We start from the raw sequence: 17,960 nt of genomic DNA on the forward strand, positions 1-17,960 counted from the left end.
CATGGACAAGGCGATCCTTGATAGGTTTATTGATGTTTATCAAACACTCAATAAAGACAATTTACAGTTACTGAATGAAATCTATCATACAGATATTCATTTCGCAGATCCCTTGCATGCGGTAAATGGTCTTGGGGAACTGCGTGAATACTTCAAAAACCTTTACGCCAATGTACTTTCTTGCGAATTTGTTATTGAAGACAGCTATGTTACTGAAAATACCGAGGGCAAAGACGACATCGCGTTTATCTACTGGACTATGCAATATCGACATCCAAAGCTTAACAAAGGCCAAGCAATCTCGGTTGCAGGCCATAGTCGTTTGAAGTTTGCTGGCGATAAAATAATTAATCATCGCGACTATTTTGACGTAGGCGCTATGCTTTACAGGCATATTCCCGTGCTTGGCTCGGCTGTGAAATACATCGATAAAAGAGCGAGTGCATAATGACGACATTAATTACAGGTGCAACTTCAGGTATTGGCGAGTCATTAGCAACGCTTTATGCAGACAATAATGAACAGGTCATTGCATGCGGTAGAAATTCAGAAAAGCTTGCTAAATTGAGCCAACATCAAAATATTGAGTCTTGCCAGTTTGATGCAACAGACCTTCAAGATATTCGTTCTAGCACAGTGGCTTATACGCAATTTGACCGGGTTATTTTAAATGCTGGCAATTGTGAGTACATTGATGATGCTCGCAATTTTGACAGTAGTTTGTTTGAGCGGGTGATCACAACCAACTTGCTCAGTATGGGCTATTGCCTTGAGGCGCTATTACCAAAAATAAAGCCCGGTGGTCAGCTGGTGCTCGTAAGCTCTAGTGTGACTTATTTACCCTTACCGCGCAGCCAAGCATATGGTGCGTCTAAAGCCGGTGTAAGTTATTTAGCTAATAGCTTAGCGGTTGATTTAAAAGATATCGATGTCACTTTAGTTCACCCTGGTTTTGTTAAAACGCCGCTGACTGATAAAAACGACTTTCCTATGCCTATGGCGGTGAGTGCAGAAAAAGCGGCAAATTATATTTATAAAGGGGTCGCGAAAAGGCGCAAAGAAGTGCACTTTCCGCACCGTTTTACCTTCATTTTAAAATTTTTAAGAATGCTTCCTACGCCACTTTGGCTGAAGCTTGCAAAAGGATTATCACGTTGAAAAAAGTGGCTGTTATTGGATCTGGCATAGCGGGTTTAAGCTGTGCGCACCTATTGCATAAACACTACGATGTAACCGTATTTGAGAAAAACGACTACATAGGTGGCCATACTGCAACCATAGACGTAAAAGTTGATGGCGTTGAGTACGCTGTTGATACAGGCTTTATTGTCTTTAACGACCGAACTTACCCATATTTTGAAAAACTACTTAAGCGCTTGGGCGTTGAGCGTCAGAAAACCCAAATGAGCTTTAGTGTGCATAACGAACAAACAGGCTTTGAATATAACGGTCATACTTTTTGGAGCTTGTTCGCACAAAAACGCAATATCTTTCGCCCTAAATTCTGGAAACTTTTAAAAGACATTGTGCGCTTTAATGATGTGTGTAAATCATTACATGCTGAAAAAAATTACAAAGCAAATCAAACTCTAGGTGAGTTTTTAGACGAGCATGATTTTAACGAGTTCTTCCGTTTTCATTATATCTTGCCGATGGGCGCTGCTATTTGGTCAACAAGCATTAAAGAGATGGCGCAAGTTGGCATAGAGTTTTTTGTTAAGTTCTTTTATAACCATGGTTTGTTGGACATCACTAATCGTCCGCAGTGGTATGTTATTCCGGGTGGCTCTCGCGAATACATTAAACCTATGATCCAAGGTTTTGCTGATAAAATTCGTTTAAATAGTAATATCAGCTCGGTATCTCGAAAAGATGACAATGTGCATGTTCATTTTGATGATGGCCATAGTGAATCATTCGATAAAGTTGTGTTTGCTTGCCACTCAGATCAAGCTTTAAAGCTGTTATTAGACCCAAGCGAAGACGAAAAAAGTGTTCTCTCAGCGATACCTTATACGGCTAATTCAGTGGTACTACACACTGATACTACACTGCTACCAAAACGCAAAGCAGCATGGGCGAGTTGGAATTATCTGTTAAATAACAACACAGACAAAGCTGCTGTTGTAACTTATCAGATGAATATTTTGCAAGGGATTCAAAGCGATACGCAATTTTGTGTCACGCTTAACCATCTTGATGGCATTAAAAAAGATAAAATTTTACGCGAGTTTACCTATCATCACCCGGTATTTAATAAGCAGTCGATTGCCGCTCAGCAGCAAAAGTCTCTTATTGACGGTAAAAATAACAGCTATTTTTGCGGAGCGTACTGGTACAACGGCTTCCACGAAGATGGTGTAAGAAGTGCTGTAAATGTGGCAAAGCAACTCGGAGTCGAGTTTGAATAGCGCCATTTATGTAGGTGATGTTCGCCACAGGCGCTTTGCCGTCAAAGAGCATCACTTTAAATACCCGCTTTATATGATGTGGGTCGATTTAGCTAAGCCTGATGAGCTTAATGGAGTTCATCCTTGGCTTGGCTTAAGTGGTTTCAAGGCGCTTAAATTTAATCAGAGCGACTATTTTAATTATCAAACCGATATGCAGTTGCCACTCAAGCAGCGTGCACTTAACAAAATTAAAGAGCTTGGCATTGACGATGAATTTACCCATGTTTTTATGCTCGGACAGGTGCGCTGTTTAGGAATTTATTTTAGCCCGGTTAACTTTTTCTTCTTCCAAACTAGTCATGGCGAGTTCACTCACATGCTTGCTGAAGTCAGCAACACGCCCTGGAATGAACGTCATTATTATGTCGTACCCCTTGAAAAAAAAGTGAACTTTAAAAAGGTTTTCTCCGTATCACCTTTCATGAACTTAGATATGAACTATCATTGGCATATTAGAATGAATTCTGATAACACCATGATTCATATTGAAAATAAAAAAGACGACACTCTTTTGTTTGATGCAACCCTGCGTTTGCAAAAGCAGCCTCTCACGAAAGAGCAGGTTAGTGCCGTGCTTAAACAGTTTCCGGCTATGACGTTAAGTATTTTTAAAGGTATTTACCTTCATGCTTTGAAGTTGTTTTGCAAACGTGTGCCATTTATTGGCCACTCGGGCAAACAAGAGAATTCAACTAGGTGATGTGATGGAAAAAGTATCAAATTTAACACAAGCCCAAACGACCAGCTGGATGACAAAGCTTTATAAAAAACTGGTAATAGGTGCATTCAACAGTATCAACATCGGTTGCATTACTCTTAAAGAGGGTAACCAAACAGAGCAATTCGGTGACATTACAAGTGATTTACACGCAACGGTCACGGTAAATGATGCTGCTATGTATAAGTCATTTGCGTTATCTGGTAGTGTGGGTGCCGGAGAGGCTTATATTCTCGGCTATTGGGATTGTGACAACCTCACTAAACTTATTGAAATATTCGCTTTAAACCAAGATCAGCTAGATGCATTCGAAAAAAAATTTGCCTTTTTAAGTGGCATTGCGCACCGAGTTAATCACATTAAAAATAAAAACTCAGCAAGCGGTTCAAAAAAGAACATTGCGGCGCACTATGATTTAGGCAACGATTTATACAGTGCATTTTTAAGTGACGAAATGTTGTATTCATGTGCTGTTTACCCGTCAAAACAAGCTAGCCTTGAACAGGCCCAAGCGCACAAACTAGCATTGATTTGTGAGCAGGTTGATTTACAACCTGGTGATTCGGTGATTGAGATTGGCACAGGGTGGGGCGCATTTGCGATTTATGCAGCAACACATTTTGATTGCCATGTAACAACGACCACCATTTCTGATGAGCAACATGCCTATGTTGAACAAAAGGTTAAAGAGCTTAACCTTGAGCATAAAATAACGTTATTAAAGCAGGATTACCGCCTCTTAGAGGGCAAGTACGATAAGCTTGTATCAATTGAAATGATTGAAGCTGTTGGGCATGAGTATTTGCCAGGCTTTTTTGCAAAATGTCAGTCTTTATTAAAAGACAGTGGTGCAATGCTTATTCAAGCAATCACCATAGCTGATCAGCGTTACAGTCATTACCTTAAAAATTCCGATTTTATTCAGCAGTACATCTTCCCAGGTGGCTGTTTACCTTGTTTAGACGAAATGAACAAGCAAATAAAGCAGCAAACAGACATGGTTGTGCACAGTGTAAAAGATATTGGTGTTCACTATGCAAGAACTTTGGCTGATTGGCGTGAGCGTTTTGTGGCTAGCTGGACTGAAATAGATAAAGTGAAATTTGACCAGCGATTCTATCGCTTATGGTTATTTTATTTAGCTTACTGTGAAGGTGCGTTTAGAACCCGTGCTATCAGTACCGTTCATTTAGTTGCCCGTAAACCTCGTTTTGGCCATTCTGGCGATGATATCGCGCTCGATTATTAATTTTGCTTTGTTTCAAGGGGTATGGTTTATGGCCTTACTCCTTGAGCACAACTCTCTGATACCCGCTTTAGCTTTTGTCGCTTTGATGATTTATCTATCAAAGCAACGCCAGCAAGATAGTTGGCTACTCTTATGTGGTTTGCCTCTCGCACTGGGCTATGAATGGCTTGCCAGCAGCTTAAATTTACTTGCCTTTAAAGTAAGCCCTTTTCCTCTATGGCTTGCTGTACTTTGGGCTGCACTACTTTTAACCATTAATACTTCGATGCACTTTCTACAAAAGCTGCCTTGGTATATTGCTTGGGGTGTTTGCGCGCTATTTGCTCCTGCTAGTTACTATGCTGGAATGCGCTTTGAAGTGCTTAATACTGAGCTCGTTCTTTGGCAGTTTTGGCTCGTTTATGGTTTGGGTTGGGCAAGTATGTTTATGGCTATTATCGCTATTAATAAGCGATTTTTAGCGGCTAAATGATCAGTTTTAGGTGGTTTTTCGTAGTGTTTTACAACACAACTTTAAGGATTATTCGATGAAACAGTCACTTAATTTAAGTTTATTTGCTGCGTTATTGTTCTCTGCGGGCGTATATGCAAATGGCTTTAAAACGGTGGGCCAAGCGAAAATGGAGTATCTGTTTTGGGATGTTTATAACGCTAAATTAGAGACCCCATCGGGTTCGTATCAGTTTGGCCAACACCCCAGCAAACTTACACTGACTTATTTGCGGGATTTCGATGCGAAAGACATCGTCAAAGCAACCAACGAGCAATGGCAACATTTAAAGCTCAATGACATGGTTGGTGCTTACGATAAACAATTATTAGCCCTTTGGCCTGATATCAAAAAAAACGATTCGTTGTCGTTTCAAACCAACGAGCAAGGAATTGGTACTTTCTACTTTAATGATAAAAAGCTAGGTCAGATCGATGATAATAGATTCGCTGACAACTTCTTAGCAATTTGGTTAAGCGCCGACACGTCTGAACCATCACTTCGTAAACAGCTTATTGGAGGGAAACATGATTAAGCTCAAAGCACTCTTTATTTTTGCTATGGTACTGTTAATTACCAGCTGCTCTGCGCCTGATGTTGATTATTATCACGGAACAGAGCCTAAGTTTGACTTTAAGCAGTTTTTTAGTGGTGAGCTCAAAGCCTACGGCGTTGTGCAAGACCACAAGGGCGAGTTAACTCGTAAGCTGGTAGTTGACATGCAAGCATCTTGGAACGGCAATCAGGGAGTGATTGACGAGCAATTTGTTTATGATGATGGCGAAACGCAAACCCGTGTTTGGTACATCACCATTAATGATGATGGCAGTATCACAGGGACAGCATCAGATGTGATTGGCGAAGCAAAGGGTGAGAGCAATGGAAGCGTGTTCCATTGGACATATTCTGTCGAGCTTCCATATGATGGTAGTACTTTAGTGGTAAATTTCGATGATTGGATGTACTTGGTAACACAATCACGCTTGATAAACCGTACCGCTATTGATAAGTTTGGCTTTGAGGTCGGGGAAGTTACCTTGGTTATCGAGAAAATTGAATGATGGTTTGGCTATCATAAAATTTTGTGATGGAAGTTAAATTAAGTCTTTATTAATACTGATGTCACTAACCTTGTGATTGATAGTTAAATAGTAGTCATTTTTGAATAAATTACGTAAAAATAGCAATTTGCTGTTGCTAACTTCTCAAAAATGCATAAAGATAGGTTTTGCGAAGGCAAAATAATAACGAATAGGAATCTAACAATGAATAAAGCTCAATTAGTTGAAAAAATTGCTACTGATGCAGAAATCTCAAAAGCGGCAGCAACTCGTGCACTAGATGCATTCACTGGCGCAGTTACTAGCTCTCTTAAAGAAGGTAACTCAGTAGCATTAGTTGGTTTCGGTACTTTCTCAGTAAAAGAGCGCGCAGCGCGTACTGGCCGTAACCCACAAACTGGTGCAGAAATCCAAATCGCAGCAGCAACTATCCCAAGCTTTAAAGCGGGTAAAGGTCTTAAAGACCAAGTTAATCCTTAATAGGGTAACTTACTAATTATTGAAAAAAGGGCTTATAGCCCTTTTTTTGTATCTGGAGTTTTGTCGCGCTAGCGAAAAAGGCTTATGCCTTTAACGCTTTATCACCACGACCAATACCAACCGCACCTGAACGTACAACTTCAATAATGTCTGATTCATGACGCAAAGTATCAAGGAAGGATTCAATTTTTTCTGTGCTCGCGACAAGCTGCAGTGTGTAGCTGTGGCGCCCCATATCTAAAATAGCACCTTGGAATACATCAGCAACACGCGTTACTGCTGCTCGAGTGGTTTCATCTTGGGCAAAAACTTTCACTAATAATAGCTCACGCTCGATGTGCGCCATTTCGGTTAAGTCAATAATTTTAAGAACATCTACAAGCTTGTTCACTTGTTTAGTGATTTGCTCAACGATGCGATCATCACCCATGGTTGTAATGGTAATACGCGAAAGAGAATGATCGTCAGTCGTGCCAACAGTCAGGCTATCGATGTTGTAAGCGCGCTGTGAAAATAAGCCTACAATGCGCGATAACGAGCCAGGTTCGTTTTCTAATAAGATTGATAAAATACGGCGCATTATGCTTTTACTCCTTTACGTAACCACATATCATCGACTGCCCCTAGCTTGATTTGCATAGGGTAAACATGTTCTTTTTCATCTACACAGATGTCTAAAAATACCAGTCTGTCGTTAATAGACATGGCTTTTTCAATAGCAGGCTGAAGCTCATCAATATGATCAACGCGAATACCTACGTGGCCATAGCTTTCTACTAATTTCACGAAATCGGGAAGTGATTCCATGTAAGAAGATGAGTGACGACCTGAATACATCATATCTTGCCACTGACGTACCATGCCCAGTGAGCGGTTATTTAACGACACTACTTTCACAGCTAAATTGTATTGTAAGCAAGTTGATAGCTCTTGAATGTTCATCTGTATTGAACCATCACCCGTCACACAGATAGACTCTTTATCAGGGAAGGCAAGCTTAACGCCCATTGCTGCAGGTAAACCAAAGCCCATGGTGCCTAAGCCACCAGAGTTAATCCATTGGCGAGGGTGTTTAAACGGATAATACTGAGCTGCAAACATTTGATGCTGACCTACATCAGAGCTAATGTAAGCATCACCATTGGTTGCTTTGTAAATTGCCTCGATAACCGCTTGTGGTTTGATTTTATCGCCATCCGTGCTGTAGCTCAGGCATTTTTGTTCACGCCAGCTAATGATTTGACGCCACCAGTCTTCTTGTGCAGAACGATCAATTGAAATAGGGCTCTTATCAATCGCCGTTTGTAACTGCTCAAGCACTGTTTTCAAGCAGCCAACAACCGGGATGTGCGCTTTAATTGTTTTAGAAATTGAGGTTGGGTCAACATCAACATGAACGATAGTGGCATTAGGGCAGAACTTTTTAACGTTATTTGTTACCCGATCATCGAATCGAGCGCCTAAAGCTAAAATAACATCAGCATTTGCCATGGCTTTATTTGCCTCAAGGCTACCATGCATACCTAACATACCAATAAAGTTAGGATGAGTACCGCTGATACCACCTAGACCCATTAAGGTGTTAGTGATTGGCGCGTTTAATGATTCAACCAAGTGAGTTAGTTGCTCAGAGGTATTTGATAGAATAATGCCGCCACCTGAGTAAATAACCAGTTTTTTAGCTTCTAAAATTGCGTTCACTGCTTTACGAATTTGTTTTGAGTGGCCTTTAGTGTTCGGGTTATAAGTTCGAAGCTCAGTTGTTTTTGGAAATTCGAATGGGAACTTTAACTCAGGGTTAAGCATATCTTTAGGTAATTCAACCACAACCGGACCAGGGCGGCCTGTGCTGGCTAAGTAGAATGCTTTAGCTAAGATTGTTGGAATATCTTTTGCGCTTCGACAGTTATAGCTGTGCTTTACGATAGGGCGAGAACAACCAACAATATCAGTTTCTTGGAATGCATCATCACCAATTAAACCAGTAGGAACTTGGCCAGATAACACCACCATTGGGATAGAATCCATGTACGCTGTCGCGATACCTGTTACACAGTTTGTAGCGCCAGGGCCAGAAGTTGCTAGCACCACACCGACTTCACCGGTAGCACGGGCATAACCATCAGCCATATGAGTAGCGGCTTGTTCGTGACGTACTAAGATATGTTCAATATCTTCTTGTTGAAATAACGCGTCATATAAATCAAGAACAGACCCACCAGGGTAGCCAAAAATATACTTAACATTCAATTCTTTAAGTGCCCGAACAACTAGTTCGGATCCATTGTATTCAGTTGTACTCATCCTCATTCCTCTGTGTGTGCAAGCATAAATGCATAAAAAAACCCCCGCATATGGCGGGGGTTTTTTAAAAAGCGTGCTTTCACCTTTTAATAGCCTCCCGCTGGGCTTGTAACTAAGACCAGTACGAGAACGTTGACGACTAAAAGGTGACGGCGAATATTCATTATTTTTTAATTTTCTTCTAAAAAATGCACAGCCGACTAGATGGCTGCTGTTTAAAAAATGTTAGTAGTATTTTTAAGTGTTTTGGAAACTGATGTCAACCGCAAATGTGGCTTTTTGCATTAGTTTTTCTTTATTTGAGTTTTTTGATATTTTTGTTGCATCTAGATGCCTAGCTGTCATTGTTTTGGGGTGTAACTATGCATTGAATTGTTCGTGTGGAAAATGGCTAATCAAACCAATAGATAATACATTTACGTTACTGCCTTGCATAACTTAGCTACTATCAGAATGGTTTCTTTTTTATAATTAGACACCCACTTTAACACCTCACTACCATAAGGTTTGGATATTTTTAAATAGACACCCAACTTATTTTTAATCTGTTTAATGAGACACCCAGCTTATTTTTAAAAAGATGTAGCTTAAGTAAGATGTGAATTATTGAGAACAAGTTGAATTGCCAGAAAGAATAGTGATTTTTCATTGTCATTTATTAAATTTCAGCCTTATGTGCTGAGTTAATCTTTAATTTTACACACTGGTCAGCGCTAGTTGCAAAAGTCGTTATGCTCCTAGAATTAAAAGGATTGGGTTTGCAAGGTTGATTTCTAGTGTAGAATGCGTAACTAAGTAAATAAGGCTAAGCTATTAGCTATAGAGCTTCTTCGTTTTCGTTTCATATGATTTGTATAAGCTGTGATAGCTTGTTCTTTACCTGCAGTATTTTTAAATGAGCGGGTAAAGGAAGTGGTGAGTGTAAGCCAGTTATCAATACAAATATTTAATCGTTCAAGAATTGGTAATGCATCTTCTGGGATTTTCCCTGGTTTATCTTCTCGTATTGAGCGGCCAGTCCAATCGACCAGTTGTAGGTATGTTTTGAGCTCAAAAGGTAGTCCGTTAGGCATATGTTTACGTGGTTTACCTGCAAAACGCATAAGTGATTTTGGTTGCTTATTGTTTTGAGCTGCATTAATTCTAGATTTAATACTGGTGTAGTCAGATTGCTCAGGTAAATCAGCCGCTTTCGCTCTTACAGGGTTTAAATCTACATAAGCAAGGCAAGCTGCAAGAGCTGCTTCATCAAGTAAAGCTTGTGATTTAAAGCGACCTTCCCAAAAGCGACCTTTGCACTCATCTTCTTGATTTGCTTGTCGTGCAATACTCTCATTAAGAACGCGCATAAACCAACTGATGCTACTGAGCCTCTCTCGATATAAATTTACTCTGGTATTAACCGCAGAAAGCTCTGCTTTTGTTAGCAATTCGCCATTTAAGAATTGTTGGCAAAGGAATGTACTTTTAAATAACTTGTGCCATCTAATCAGAATCGCTTTATTATTCAAACGCTTTGCTTTTGCTATATCAATATGAAGTACTAGATGAGTATGGTTACTCATAACTGCGTAAGCACAAACGTCAATACAAAATATACGACCAAGTTGAAGTAGTTTCTTTTCAACCCAATCGCGTCTGTGTTCAAATGAGCGACCAGTTAGTGGGTCTTGCCCGCATAAATAAGCGCGACGAACGCAGCGTGAAATGCAGTGATAATAAGGCGTGTTTGAAACGCTAATTAAGTTTCTACGTGGGGTTGCCATGCTCTTCTCCTCCATGAGTTGAACAGTGTAAGTTTAGTCATAATTTTGAGAAGTGAGAAATATTAAATTGGATGTCTGGTTAGTATTTTGAAAGAATAAATGTGGGTGTCTAGTTTTATGTTTTTAAATCTTGTTAGATAAAGTGGGTGTCTGGTTAAGTGGGGTAATAAAAAAGCCAGTCGTAGACTGGCTTTTGCTAGGTGGTTAAGGGCTAAATTTATTAGCCTTAAACAAGTGTTCTATTATAGACGCTCAATTACAGCTTGAGTGAAGTCTGTAGTACCGTGGCTGCCGCCTAGGTCGCGAGTTGTACGGTCGCCTGACTTGATAACATCAGCAACTGCGCTACGGATTCGCTCTGCAGTGTCGCCCATACCTAAGTGCTCCAGCATTTGGATAGATGCTAAGATCACTGAAGTTGGGTTTGCAAGGTTTTTGCCTGCAATGTCTGGTGCACTACCATGTACAGCTTCGAAGATAGCAGCATCTTCACTGATGTTTGCGCCAGGAGCCATACCTAAACCACCAACAAGACCAGCACATAGGTCAGATAGGATGTCACCGAATAAGTTTGTAGTAACGATTACATCAAACTCATCAGGAGTCATAACTAGTTTCATACAAGTTGCATCAACAATCATTTCGGTTGATTCGATTTGTGGGTAACGCTCAGCTACTTCACGTGCCACTTTTAAGAATAAACCAGATGTAGATTTAAGGATATTCGCTTTGTGTACAGCAGTTACTTTTTTACGGCCTTCACGTACCGCTAGTTCGTATGCAAAAGTAACGATTTTTTCTGCACCTTCACGGGTGATTTTTGACATTGCTTCAGCTTCGTTACCATCTTCAGAAACAACTTGGCCAAGACCTGAGTACATCCCTTGCGTGTTTTCACGAATAGTGATGATGTCGATGTCATCGTAACGAGCTTTTGTACCTGCAAATGACTTAACAGGACGAACGTTAGCGTAAAGGCCAAACTTTTTACGTAAAGTTACGTTGATCGAAGTGAAACCTTCACCAACTGGTGTTGTTAATGGACCTTTTAAAGTGATCTTGTTACGCGCGATTGTGTCGATTGTTTCTTGCGGAAGTAACTCACCAGTTTTTTCTAGGGCAGCAAGGCCAGCATCAACGAATTCATAATCAAAATCGCAACCTGCAGCTTTAAGGATCTCAAGTGCTGAATCAATAATGCTAGGACCAATGCCGTCGCCTTTGATCACTGTGATGGTTTGTTTAGCCATTTACTTTTCCTATTTATGAGTAGATAAACACGTAAACTTATCGCGAAATAGCATGCGATTTACTTGTTAGAGGGTTTACGTGGATGTGTTTGAAAATTTAAGCGGCTTTTATAGCAATTTATTCAGCTTTTTGCCAGTTTATCCTGTGAATACTGACTATAAATAGACTAAAGTTCATATTTATTTAACGTTTTCGCACTTTTTAACAACACAATCTAAAAATTGTCTGCAAATTCACAGTTTTTGAGATATGCATAAAAATCTGCTTTTGATTGCCATCCAGCGGCCGATAAACTATCGAAAATAATTTGTTCCTGCCAACTACTAAAAAGTGCTTTTGGCTGAAAAACATAATAAGTAAATAGCTTAATCGCGACCCAATGCTTTTCATTGATATCAAGTGTTTGTTTATCATGTTGCTCACTACCAAGTAAATGTTGCGTCCAACTGTTATCGCCAATCAGTCGATTTAAATACACCGTTAGTGGTTCTTGGTTTAATTGACTAACCCCAAACAAACAGCCAAGAGGAGGGCTAATCACTTGTTTTTCAGCTTGCTCAAATACCGTTTTACGGGAAATACTGGTTGCTTGATGTTCACAAAGATAAAGAACATAGGCATACAATGGCAAAGCAACCTGCTCAAATTGAATTGAATCGATGTGTTTAAATAACGCTTGGATAATACGTACCATGTTCTCAAGCCGCTTAGAGATATGCTGAAAAAGTGGGTGAGAGGTGGTTGCGACTAAGCGTTGAAATAATACTTTTTGAATAATCGCAGGGGCGTTATCGTATCCGACCATAGATAAACAATGGCGCAAGTCTTTAGCTCTTTGCTGCTCTTTATTATAGGGTTTAGCGGCAACAGTGAGCTGTGTTATTAATTCAGGGTAGGGGCTTAAAAGCTTATTTAAACCTTGATAGCTATATTCTTTTGATACTTTTAATGCACTAATTAACGTTAAATATTGTTGCCTACGTTGCTCATTTATTGGTTGTGGCTCAGCAAAACTTATGTTCTCACTAAACCAAACTGTGTAGAGCAAGCGAGTATCTTTACAAGGCCTTTGCTTAGCACAAGTCGTTAAGTTTGCCTTGATGCGATGCCAACGAATTTTTTCAGGACGACTCACATCGACTAAAATATGACGACCATGTCCATCTGTCGCTAAATAGATAAGTACTTGTTCGGCATATTTTACTTCACTGGCCGGAATGTAAGGGCCAATATGCGCAATCAGAGCTTTTATGGCATTTTGTGCAAATTCGTTCGGTGTACGCAAATATATATCAGCTAAGGCTTTGTACACGCTTATATGCCCACCTGACTCGCGATAAGTCGTATTCATCGCAATAATATTAGCCAAAGCAACTAAGGTTGTTGCACCATCGTAAATCATAATTTTTGGTGCACTTAGTAGTGCTTGTTTATATTTATTTAAACGCGCTAATAAGTGCTGAATAGGTAGCGTATGCGAGCCTGACTCTTTTAGTAGTTTTGCTGCTAATTGATGACGGCATTGCCAAAGTTTTTTATCTTGCGGGGTGAGAGCTTTACTTGCTGCCAATTTATTACTTTGCGATTGCACGCACAGGTAATTAGCTAAGCAGCAACTAATAATTTGCTCACTAATAGCTTGGTTGTAATTAAGACTACGGCATAAAATACAGGCTACAACACATTGGTTTACGACTAAATTTGTGGTGTAGCCGTGGTTCGCTACATACAAGCTTAATTGCGCTTGCATCCCTTTTGGGTAGGCTTGGTATAATAGGTAGTACCGCTCAGCAAGGTTACTTAATAAAGGGAAGATTTGAGACCATTTTTGCTTTTGATGGTAAAGTTTAAGTAATTGGTGCGTACTATCAAATAAGCGCGCTAGCTCCCGAGGGGTTACATTTTCCATCATAAGCGTTTAGGTTTCTTGTTGATAGCTTTCATAGGCACTTGGCCCCCATAACACCAACTGACCATTCTTAAAAAGTAGGCCCGTGCACTCGTCTATTGTCGTTATTCCATCGGATTTAACGTGCTGAGTGCGGTAAAAAATTATTTGCCAAACATTGTCTTCGGTGCGTTTTGCATAGGTTAGATCGGGGCTGCCTAAATAATCAAGCACCGCATTTAGATTTTCAGGTTTATCAACAGACAGCTTTGCAATATATCGCTTATTGAAGGCTTCACGGTCTTGCCAGATCATGGCTTGCGGATCATCTTTATAAAAAGTGATCACGAGGGTTGCTATCAGTGCATAAACACCTAACCCAAGTACCAGATATTGGAAAACCTTTTTAAACATGTGTAACTCTATAAAATTAACGCGAATTTTCAGTATACGCTCAGTTGGCCAACTGTGCTACGAGATTGCGACTAATTGAGCCTTAACTGCTTTAAACTAAAGCCTAAGTTAATATCAGTACGCAGCATGACGAGGTTTTTTGATATCACAAACATCTCCATTTCTGAGCTTAGCTTGCGTTTAAGAGTAGGGTTTAGCTCATCGTCGTTTATGGCCGCTTCTATCGACTCATAATCATTAATTAATTGCTGTGCCGACTTATTACCGATCCCTTTAACACCAGGAATATCATTGGTTTTATCGCCTGCCAAAGCCCAAAAATCAGCAAGTCGATGCCTGGGTACATTAAAGCGCTGTTTAATATCTTCAACTTCAATGTATTGCTTTTTAAAGTAGTCATAGATAGCTATTTGTTCAGATAAAAACGGCAAAAACCCTTTATCGGTAGACACGATAGTCGAAGCTACATTATTTGTAGCTGCTTTGTGAGCAAGGGTGGCAATGATATCGTCGGCTTCATCATTTTCAGGTGAAAACACCACAATGCCTGTGTCTTCAATTGCTTGTTTAAAGCGCGATAAGTTTTGTTTTAGGGTGTCAGGCATCGGTGAGCGAGTACTTTTGTATGCCTCAAAGTAGTGATAGCGCCAGCTTCTTTCGCCATCAAACACGGCAATGGCATGAGTTGCATTACATTGCTGTCGTAATTTTTTGCAAGCATGTGCCACTCGGGCACAGCTTGCTTTTATCATATGTTCTTCACTGTGATGACTCTGATTACTATCAACAGCATAGATGCGCCTAATAAGATTTAGCGCATCTATTAAAAGTAATTGGGTTGTCACATAGTCTCCTGTTAAGCTTTGATCTCATAGCAAGGGATGTACTTACTGCCAGGCAACTTCATACGACCTTGATCAACAAATGCTGCCAGCAGCTTATCCATATCAGCCATTAACGAAGGCTCACCACTGAGTACGAAGCGGCCATGTTGTTTGATGGCTTGTAGACCTTCGTCTTTAACATTACCTGCAACAATGCCTGAGAATGCTCGGCGTAAGTTAGCTGCGAGTTGCTGAGTTGGTTGATCTAAATGTAAATCTAAGCCCGACATATTAGCATGAGTTGGTGCAAACGGCTGTTGGAAATCATGGTCGATTTTTAGCGTCCAGTTAAAGTAGTAAGCGTCACCTTGACTCTTTCTGTATTCACGCACATCAGCCATTTTCGCTTTGAGTGTTTTACCCACACGTTCAGGGTCATCAATAATTACTTCAAATTTCTCAAGCGCCGCTTTACCGAGTGTTTTCTCAACGAATTTACACAGCTCAATAAAGTAGTTTTCACTTTCTTTAGGCCCTGTAAGGATCACTGGTAAACATTGTTTTTCGTTATCAGGATGCAACAAAATACCTAAAAGGTATAACAACTCTTCTGCAGTGCCTGCACCACCTGGGAAAATGATAATGCCATGTGCGGTACGAATAAATGCCTCTAAGCGCTTTTCGATATCGGGTAAAATCACCAATTCATTTACAATCGGGTTAGGTGGCTCAGCGGCAATAATACTTGGCTCGGTTAAACCTAAGTAACGATTATCTGTAATACGCTGTTTAGCATGGCCGATGGTGGCACCTTTCATTGGGCCTTTCATTGCACCTGGGCCACAACCAGTACAAATGTTTAAGCCACGAAGGCCGAGTTCGTAGCCAACCTGTTTTGTATATTTGTATTCAACTTCGTTAATTGAGTGGCCGCCCCAGCAAACTATCATGCTCGGATCACTATTCACTCTCAGTGCGCCTGCATTTCGCAGCATGTCGAATACCATATGAGTAATGGTTTTTTGCTCTGTTAAGTCTTTTTCGTATTTTTGACAAATAAACAGAATATCGCGAATAACCGAGAAGATATGTTCATGTATACCAGTGATAATTTCGCCATCAACAAAAGCGGATTCGGGTGGGTTTTCAAGTTCAATTTTAATACCACGCTCGCGGCTTAATAAGCGAATATCAAAGTCTTCGTATTTATTGTAAATTTCAGAGCTTGAATCGGTGTGGCTGCCCACATTGAGAACCGCGAGCACACAGTTCCTAAATAATTTATAGCGCTCGCTGGTGGATGACTGTTCGAGTAGATCAACTTCTAGTTGCGATAGTAAATCCAGTACACCTGTAGGATTCAGTTGTTTTAACATAAGCACTCTCCTGGCTCATCTATGAGCCTTTATCATTGTGTGTCAAAGACCTCACCATTGAGATAAGGGCTTTATTTGCTAATGCAAACTTTATTTCGTCCTTCATTTTTTGCTTTGTACAGAGCATCGTCGGCACGATCAAAAGCAATCAGCGGGGTATCACCTTTTTTAAGTTGGGTAGCACCAAGAGAAATAGTGATTTCTACTTGCTTATCTTTAAATTTAAACGGTATTGCCTGAATATTTTTGCGCAGTTTTTCAAGAGAGCTAACTGCATTTTCAATAGACATGCCTGTCATTAATAACACAAATTCCTCACCACCGTAACGGGCAATAAAGTCTGATTTACGAATTGATTTTTGTAGTGCTTTAGCAATAACTTGCAATGTTTTATCGCCAGCACTGTGGCCATACCTATCATTAATAGATTTAAAGTGATCGACATCAAGCACCACAAATGTCACATCAGACTCTTGGATGTTAAATAAATGAAATTCATGATTAAAACGTTCATCGAACGCGGCTCTGTTTGGTAGCTTTGTTAAACCATCAAGTAAGCTTTTATAGCGTTGTTCATTTAACCGTTTTTTGTAAGTTGAGAGTTTGCTTTCTAAATGACTTATTCTTTTATTAATGTCGTTAAAGCTATTTAATAAATGCTCTCTTTCACTCTGTTCTAATTTTTCTTTTGCAATTAAATCATCACTTAATGATTTTAACTCTTCTTCGACTAGCTCTTTGAGGGACGATATTGACGTTGCTTGTTGCGTCTGAGTATTAAGGTTTTTAATTTTTGCTTCTATTTGCTTATTTAGCGACTCGTACTCAGCGCTAAGTGACTCAGAATGTTTACTGGTTGAAACAATTGAATGATGTAAATCTTCAATTGTTTGATTTAAAGAGATCAAAAAACTCTGTGCTGATTGACGCTCTTTACTCATATTACGAGTAATAATCGTGATAATTTTTAGAGCAGAATCAAGTAAATCATCAATACAGTCGTTATGTGTAATGTTATTCTTTACTGCTTTGATTTGTTCTGCGCTTTCATCCTCTAAAACGAGATCATTTGCTAGGTTAAGTAGTTCGGCTGCAAGCTCGGGTTTAATTTGTGATTCAGTTTCACTTTTTGTCGAAAGCTTTGCCTGTAAAGCTTGATGATAAATTATTACCAGTTTAGATAACAAAGGGATAAAGTCATGGTTAGATTGGATGTTATTTAACTCATGATCAAGCAAATGGCGTAAAGAACGACGGGCATCATCCGGTAAACCTTTTACTTTTTGTAGCTGCTTTCCTGCATCAGTAACACTGTTGTTAAGTTCGCGTTGTAAAGCAATTTGCTTTGCTTCTTGGTGTTTTAATAGCCCTAGAACATCATCAATAAAAGGTGAAAGAAGGTTAAAATCAACCCCTTTTTTCAGAGCACTTCTAAACTTAGCGAGGCGATTATCTAACTCAATATCTAAGCCCTTACAACTTAGAGATAACTTTGCAGCAAACTGAGAAAGAACCTCAACTTGGTGTTTGCGTGCATCCTCAACAACCGTCCGGGCATCGATTGCTTGTTTTAACTTTTTATTAAGAAGATCATGCTGTTGCTGCACCGAGTAATACCGCCGTTATTAATCAACTGTCTATAAGCTAAGTTTACAACAAAATATTACGAAATGTAGGTTCCAAGTC

The 17,960-nt window shown here is 39.8% G+C and carries 18 protein-coding genes; 9 read left to right on the forward strand and 9 right to left on the reverse strand.

What is annotated here, in order from left to right:
• The first annotated feature begins 1 nt into the window (after nucleotide 1).
• The 9 genes from NO991_RS02390 to NO991_RS02430 all read left to right on the forward strand — a co-directional run bounded on the left by NO991_RS02390 (nucleotide 2) and on the right by NO991_RS02430 (nucleotide 6,451).
• Nucleotides 2-448, forward strand: a complete 447-nt coding sequence (locus tag NO991_RS02390) for a nuclear transport factor 2 family protein (protein ID WP_054551990.1) — start codon at nucleotides 2-4, stop codon at nucleotides 446-448.
• Nucleotides 448-1,158 carry an SDR family NAD(P)-dependent oxidoreductase gene (locus tag NO991_RS02395; RefSeq protein WP_194441388.1) on the forward strand — a complete coding sequence of 237 codons (711 nt, stop codon included), beginning with the start codon at nucleotides 448-450 and terminating at the stop codon, nucleotides 1,156-1,158. The genes NO991_RS02390 and NO991_RS02395 overlap by 1 nt, the downstream gene beginning before the upstream one ends.
• Nucleotides 1,155-2,411: an NAD(P)/FAD-dependent oxidoreductase gene (locus tag NO991_RS02400; RefSeq protein ID WP_294407962.1), complete on the forward strand. Its 1,257-nt coding sequence runs from the start codon at nucleotides 1,155-1,157 to the stop codon at nucleotides 2,409-2,411. Before NO991_RS02395 ends, NO991_RS02400 begins: the two co-directional genes overlap by 4 nt.
• On the forward strand, nucleotides 2,404-3,153 hold the full coding sequence (locus NO991_RS02405) for a DUF1365 domain-containing protein (RefSeq protein WP_235377351.1): 750 nt from the start codon (nucleotides 2,404-2,406) through the stop codon (nucleotides 3,151-3,153). Before NO991_RS02400 ends, NO991_RS02405 begins: the two co-directional genes overlap by 8 nt.
• Before the next feature lie 4 nt (nucleotides 3,154-3,157).
• Complete coding sequence (locus NO991_RS02410) at nucleotides 3,158-4,420, forward strand: cyclopropane-fatty-acyl-phospholipid synthase family protein (protein ID WP_300579918.1); 1,263 nt, start codon at nucleotides 3,158-3,160, stop codon at nucleotides 4,418-4,420.
• Nucleotides 4,398-4,892: a DUF2878 family protein gene (locus NO991_RS02415; protein WP_371351641.1), complete on the forward strand. Its 495-nt coding sequence runs from the start codon at nucleotides 4,398-4,400 to the stop codon at nucleotides 4,890-4,892. The genes NO991_RS02410 and NO991_RS02415 overlap by 23 nt, the downstream gene beginning before the upstream one ends.
• Before the next feature lie 55 nt (nucleotides 4,893-4,947).
• Nucleotides 4,948-5,445 (forward strand): chalcone isomerase family protein, encoded by a 498-nt coding sequence (locus NO991_RS02420; protein ID WP_054551996.1) that lies wholly within the window; start codon nucleotides 4,948-4,950, stop codon nucleotides 5,443-5,445.
• Nucleotides 5,438-5,971 (forward strand): DUF3833 domain-containing protein, encoded by a 534-nt coding sequence (locus tag NO991_RS02425; RefSeq protein WP_054551997.1) that lies wholly within the window; start codon nucleotides 5,438-5,440, stop codon nucleotides 5,969-5,971. Before NO991_RS02420 ends, NO991_RS02425 begins: the two co-directional genes overlap by 8 nt.
• Nucleotides 5,972-6,175: 204 nt before the next feature.
• Nucleotides 6,176-6,451 (forward strand): HU family DNA-binding protein, encoded by a 276-nt coding sequence (locus NO991_RS02430; RefSeq protein WP_004586404.1) that lies wholly within the window; start codon nucleotides 6,176-6,178, stop codon nucleotides 6,449-6,451.
• A gap of 82 nt (nucleotides 6,452-6,533) precedes the next feature.
• Here the strand turns inward: NO991_RS02430 and ilvN are convergent, their stop codons facing one another.
• From ilvN to NO991_RS02475, 9 genes are all read right to left on the reverse strand, one after another.
• A complete protein-coding gene (ilvN, locus tag NO991_RS02435; protein ID WP_054551998.1) occupies nucleotides 6,534-7,031 on the reverse strand; it encodes an acetolactate synthase small subunit in 498 nt (165 codons plus the stop codon).
• Entirely contained in the window at nucleotides 7,031-8,755 is a 1,725-nt protein-coding gene (locus tag NO991_RS02440) for an acetolactate synthase 3 large subunit (RefSeq protein ID WP_054551999.1), read from the reverse strand. The genes ilvN and NO991_RS02440 overlap by 1 nt, the downstream gene beginning before the upstream one ends.
• Before the next feature lie 791 nt (nucleotides 8,756-9,546).
• Complete coding sequence (locus tag NO991_RS02445) at nucleotides 9,547-10,521, reverse strand: transposase (RefSeq protein WP_371351642.1); 975 nt, start codon at nucleotides 10,519-10,521, stop codon at nucleotides 9,547-9,549.
• A 242-nt stretch (nucleotides 10,522-10,763) separates the two neighbouring features.
• The gene (locus NO991_RS02450; RefSeq protein WP_054552001.1) at nucleotides 10,764-11,771 is read right to left on the reverse strand and encodes an isocitrate dehydrogenase; all 1,008 of its coding nucleotides are present in this window, start codon (nucleotides 11,769-11,771) and stop codon (nucleotides 10,764-10,766) included.
• 215 nt (nucleotides 11,772-11,986) lie between these two features.
• Nucleotides 11,987-13,684: a hypothetical protein gene (locus NO991_RS02455; RefSeq protein ID WP_371351644.1), complete on the reverse strand. Its 1,698-nt coding sequence runs from the start codon at nucleotides 13,682-13,684 to the stop codon at nucleotides 11,987-11,989.
• A 6-nt stretch (nucleotides 13,685-13,690) separates the two neighbouring features.
• Entirely contained in the window at nucleotides 13,691-14,074 is a 384-nt protein-coding gene (locus tag NO991_RS02460) for a DUF3192 domain-containing protein (RefSeq protein ID WP_054552003.1), read from the reverse strand.
• 71 nt (nucleotides 14,075-14,145) lie between these two features.
• Nucleotides 14,146-14,919 (reverse strand): flap endonuclease Xni, encoded by a 774-nt coding sequence (gene xni, locus NO991_RS02465; protein WP_300419709.1) that lies wholly within the window; start codon nucleotides 14,917-14,919, stop codon nucleotides 14,146-14,148.
• Nucleotides 14,920-14,930: 11 nt separating this feature from the next.
• Complete coding sequence (gene ppnN, locus NO991_RS02470; protein WP_138600729.1) at nucleotides 14,931-16,274, reverse strand: nucleotide 5'-monophosphate nucleosidase PpnN; 1,344 nt, start codon at nucleotides 16,272-16,274, stop codon at nucleotides 14,931-14,933.
• A 71-nt stretch (nucleotides 16,275-16,345) separates the two neighbouring features.
• Nucleotides 16,346-17,881, reverse strand: coding sequence for a GGDEF domain-containing protein (locus NO991_RS02475; RefSeq protein ID WP_138600731.1), 1,536 nt, complete (start codon nucleotides 17,879-17,881; stop codon nucleotides 16,346-16,348).
• Nucleotides 17,882-17,960 lie beyond the last annotated feature (79 nt).

The organism is Pseudoalteromonas sp. DY56-GL22, from assembly GCF_041414715.1.
Taxonomy (GTDB): domain Bacteria; phylum Pseudomonadota; class Gammaproteobacteria; order Enterobacterales; family Alteromonadaceae; genus Pseudoalteromonas; species Pseudoalteromonas simplex.

Bases quoted from the DNA above. Each gene is read 5' to 3' on its own strand.
- NO991_RS02420 (WP_054551996.1), top strand. From the start codon at position 4,948: ATGAAACAGTCACTTAATTTAAGTTTATTTGCTGCGTTATTGTTCTCT.
- NO991_RS02425 (WP_054551997.1), top strand. From the start codon at position 5,438: ATGATTAAGCTCAAAGCACTCTTTATTTTTGCTATGGTACTGTTAATT.
- NO991_RS02450 (WP_054552001.1), bottom strand. From the start codon at position 11,771: ATGGCTAAACAAACCATCACAGTGATCAAAGGCGACGGCATTGGTCCT.
- NO991_RS02390 (WP_054551990.1), top strand. From the start codon at position 2: ATGGACAAGGCGATCCTTGATAGGTTTATTGATGTTTATCAAACACTC.
- ilvN (WP_054551998.1), bottom strand. From the start codon at position 7,031: ATGCGCCGTATTTTATCAATCTTATTAGAAAACGAACCTGGCTCGTTA.
- ppnN (WP_138600729.1), bottom strand. From the start codon at position 16,274: ATGTTAAAACAACTGAATCCTACAGGTGTACTGGATTTACTATCGCAA.
- NO991_RS02460 (WP_054552003.1), bottom strand. From the start codon at position 14,074: ATGTTTAAAAAGGTTTTCCAATATCTGGTACTTGGGTTAGGTGTTTAT.
- NO991_RS02455 (WP_371351644.1), bottom strand. From the start codon at position 13,684: ATGATGGAAAATGTAACCCCTCGGGAGCTAGCGCGCTTATTTGATAGT.
- NO991_RS02415 (WP_371351641.1), top strand. From the start codon at position 4,398: ATGATATCGCGCTCGATTATTAATTTTGCTTTGTTTCAAGGGGTATGG.
- NO991_RS02440 (WP_054551999.1), bottom strand. From the start codon at position 8,755: ATGAGTACAACTGAATACAATGGATCCGAACTAGTTGTTCGGGCACTT.
- NO991_RS02410 (WP_300579918.1), top strand. From the start codon at position 3,158: ATGGAAAAAGTATCAAATTTAACACAAGCCCAAACGACCAGCTGGATG.
- NO991_RS02445 (WP_371351642.1), bottom strand. From the start codon at position 10,521: ATGGCAACCCCACGTAGAAACTTAATTAGCGTTTCAAACACGCCTTAT.
- NO991_RS02430 (WP_004586404.1), top strand. From the start codon at position 6,176: ATGAATAAAGCTCAATTAGTTGAAAAAATTGCTACTGATGCAGAAATC.
- NO991_RS02395 (WP_194441388.1), top strand. From the start codon at position 448: ATGACGACATTAATTACAGGTGCAACTTCAGGTATTGGCGAGTCATTA.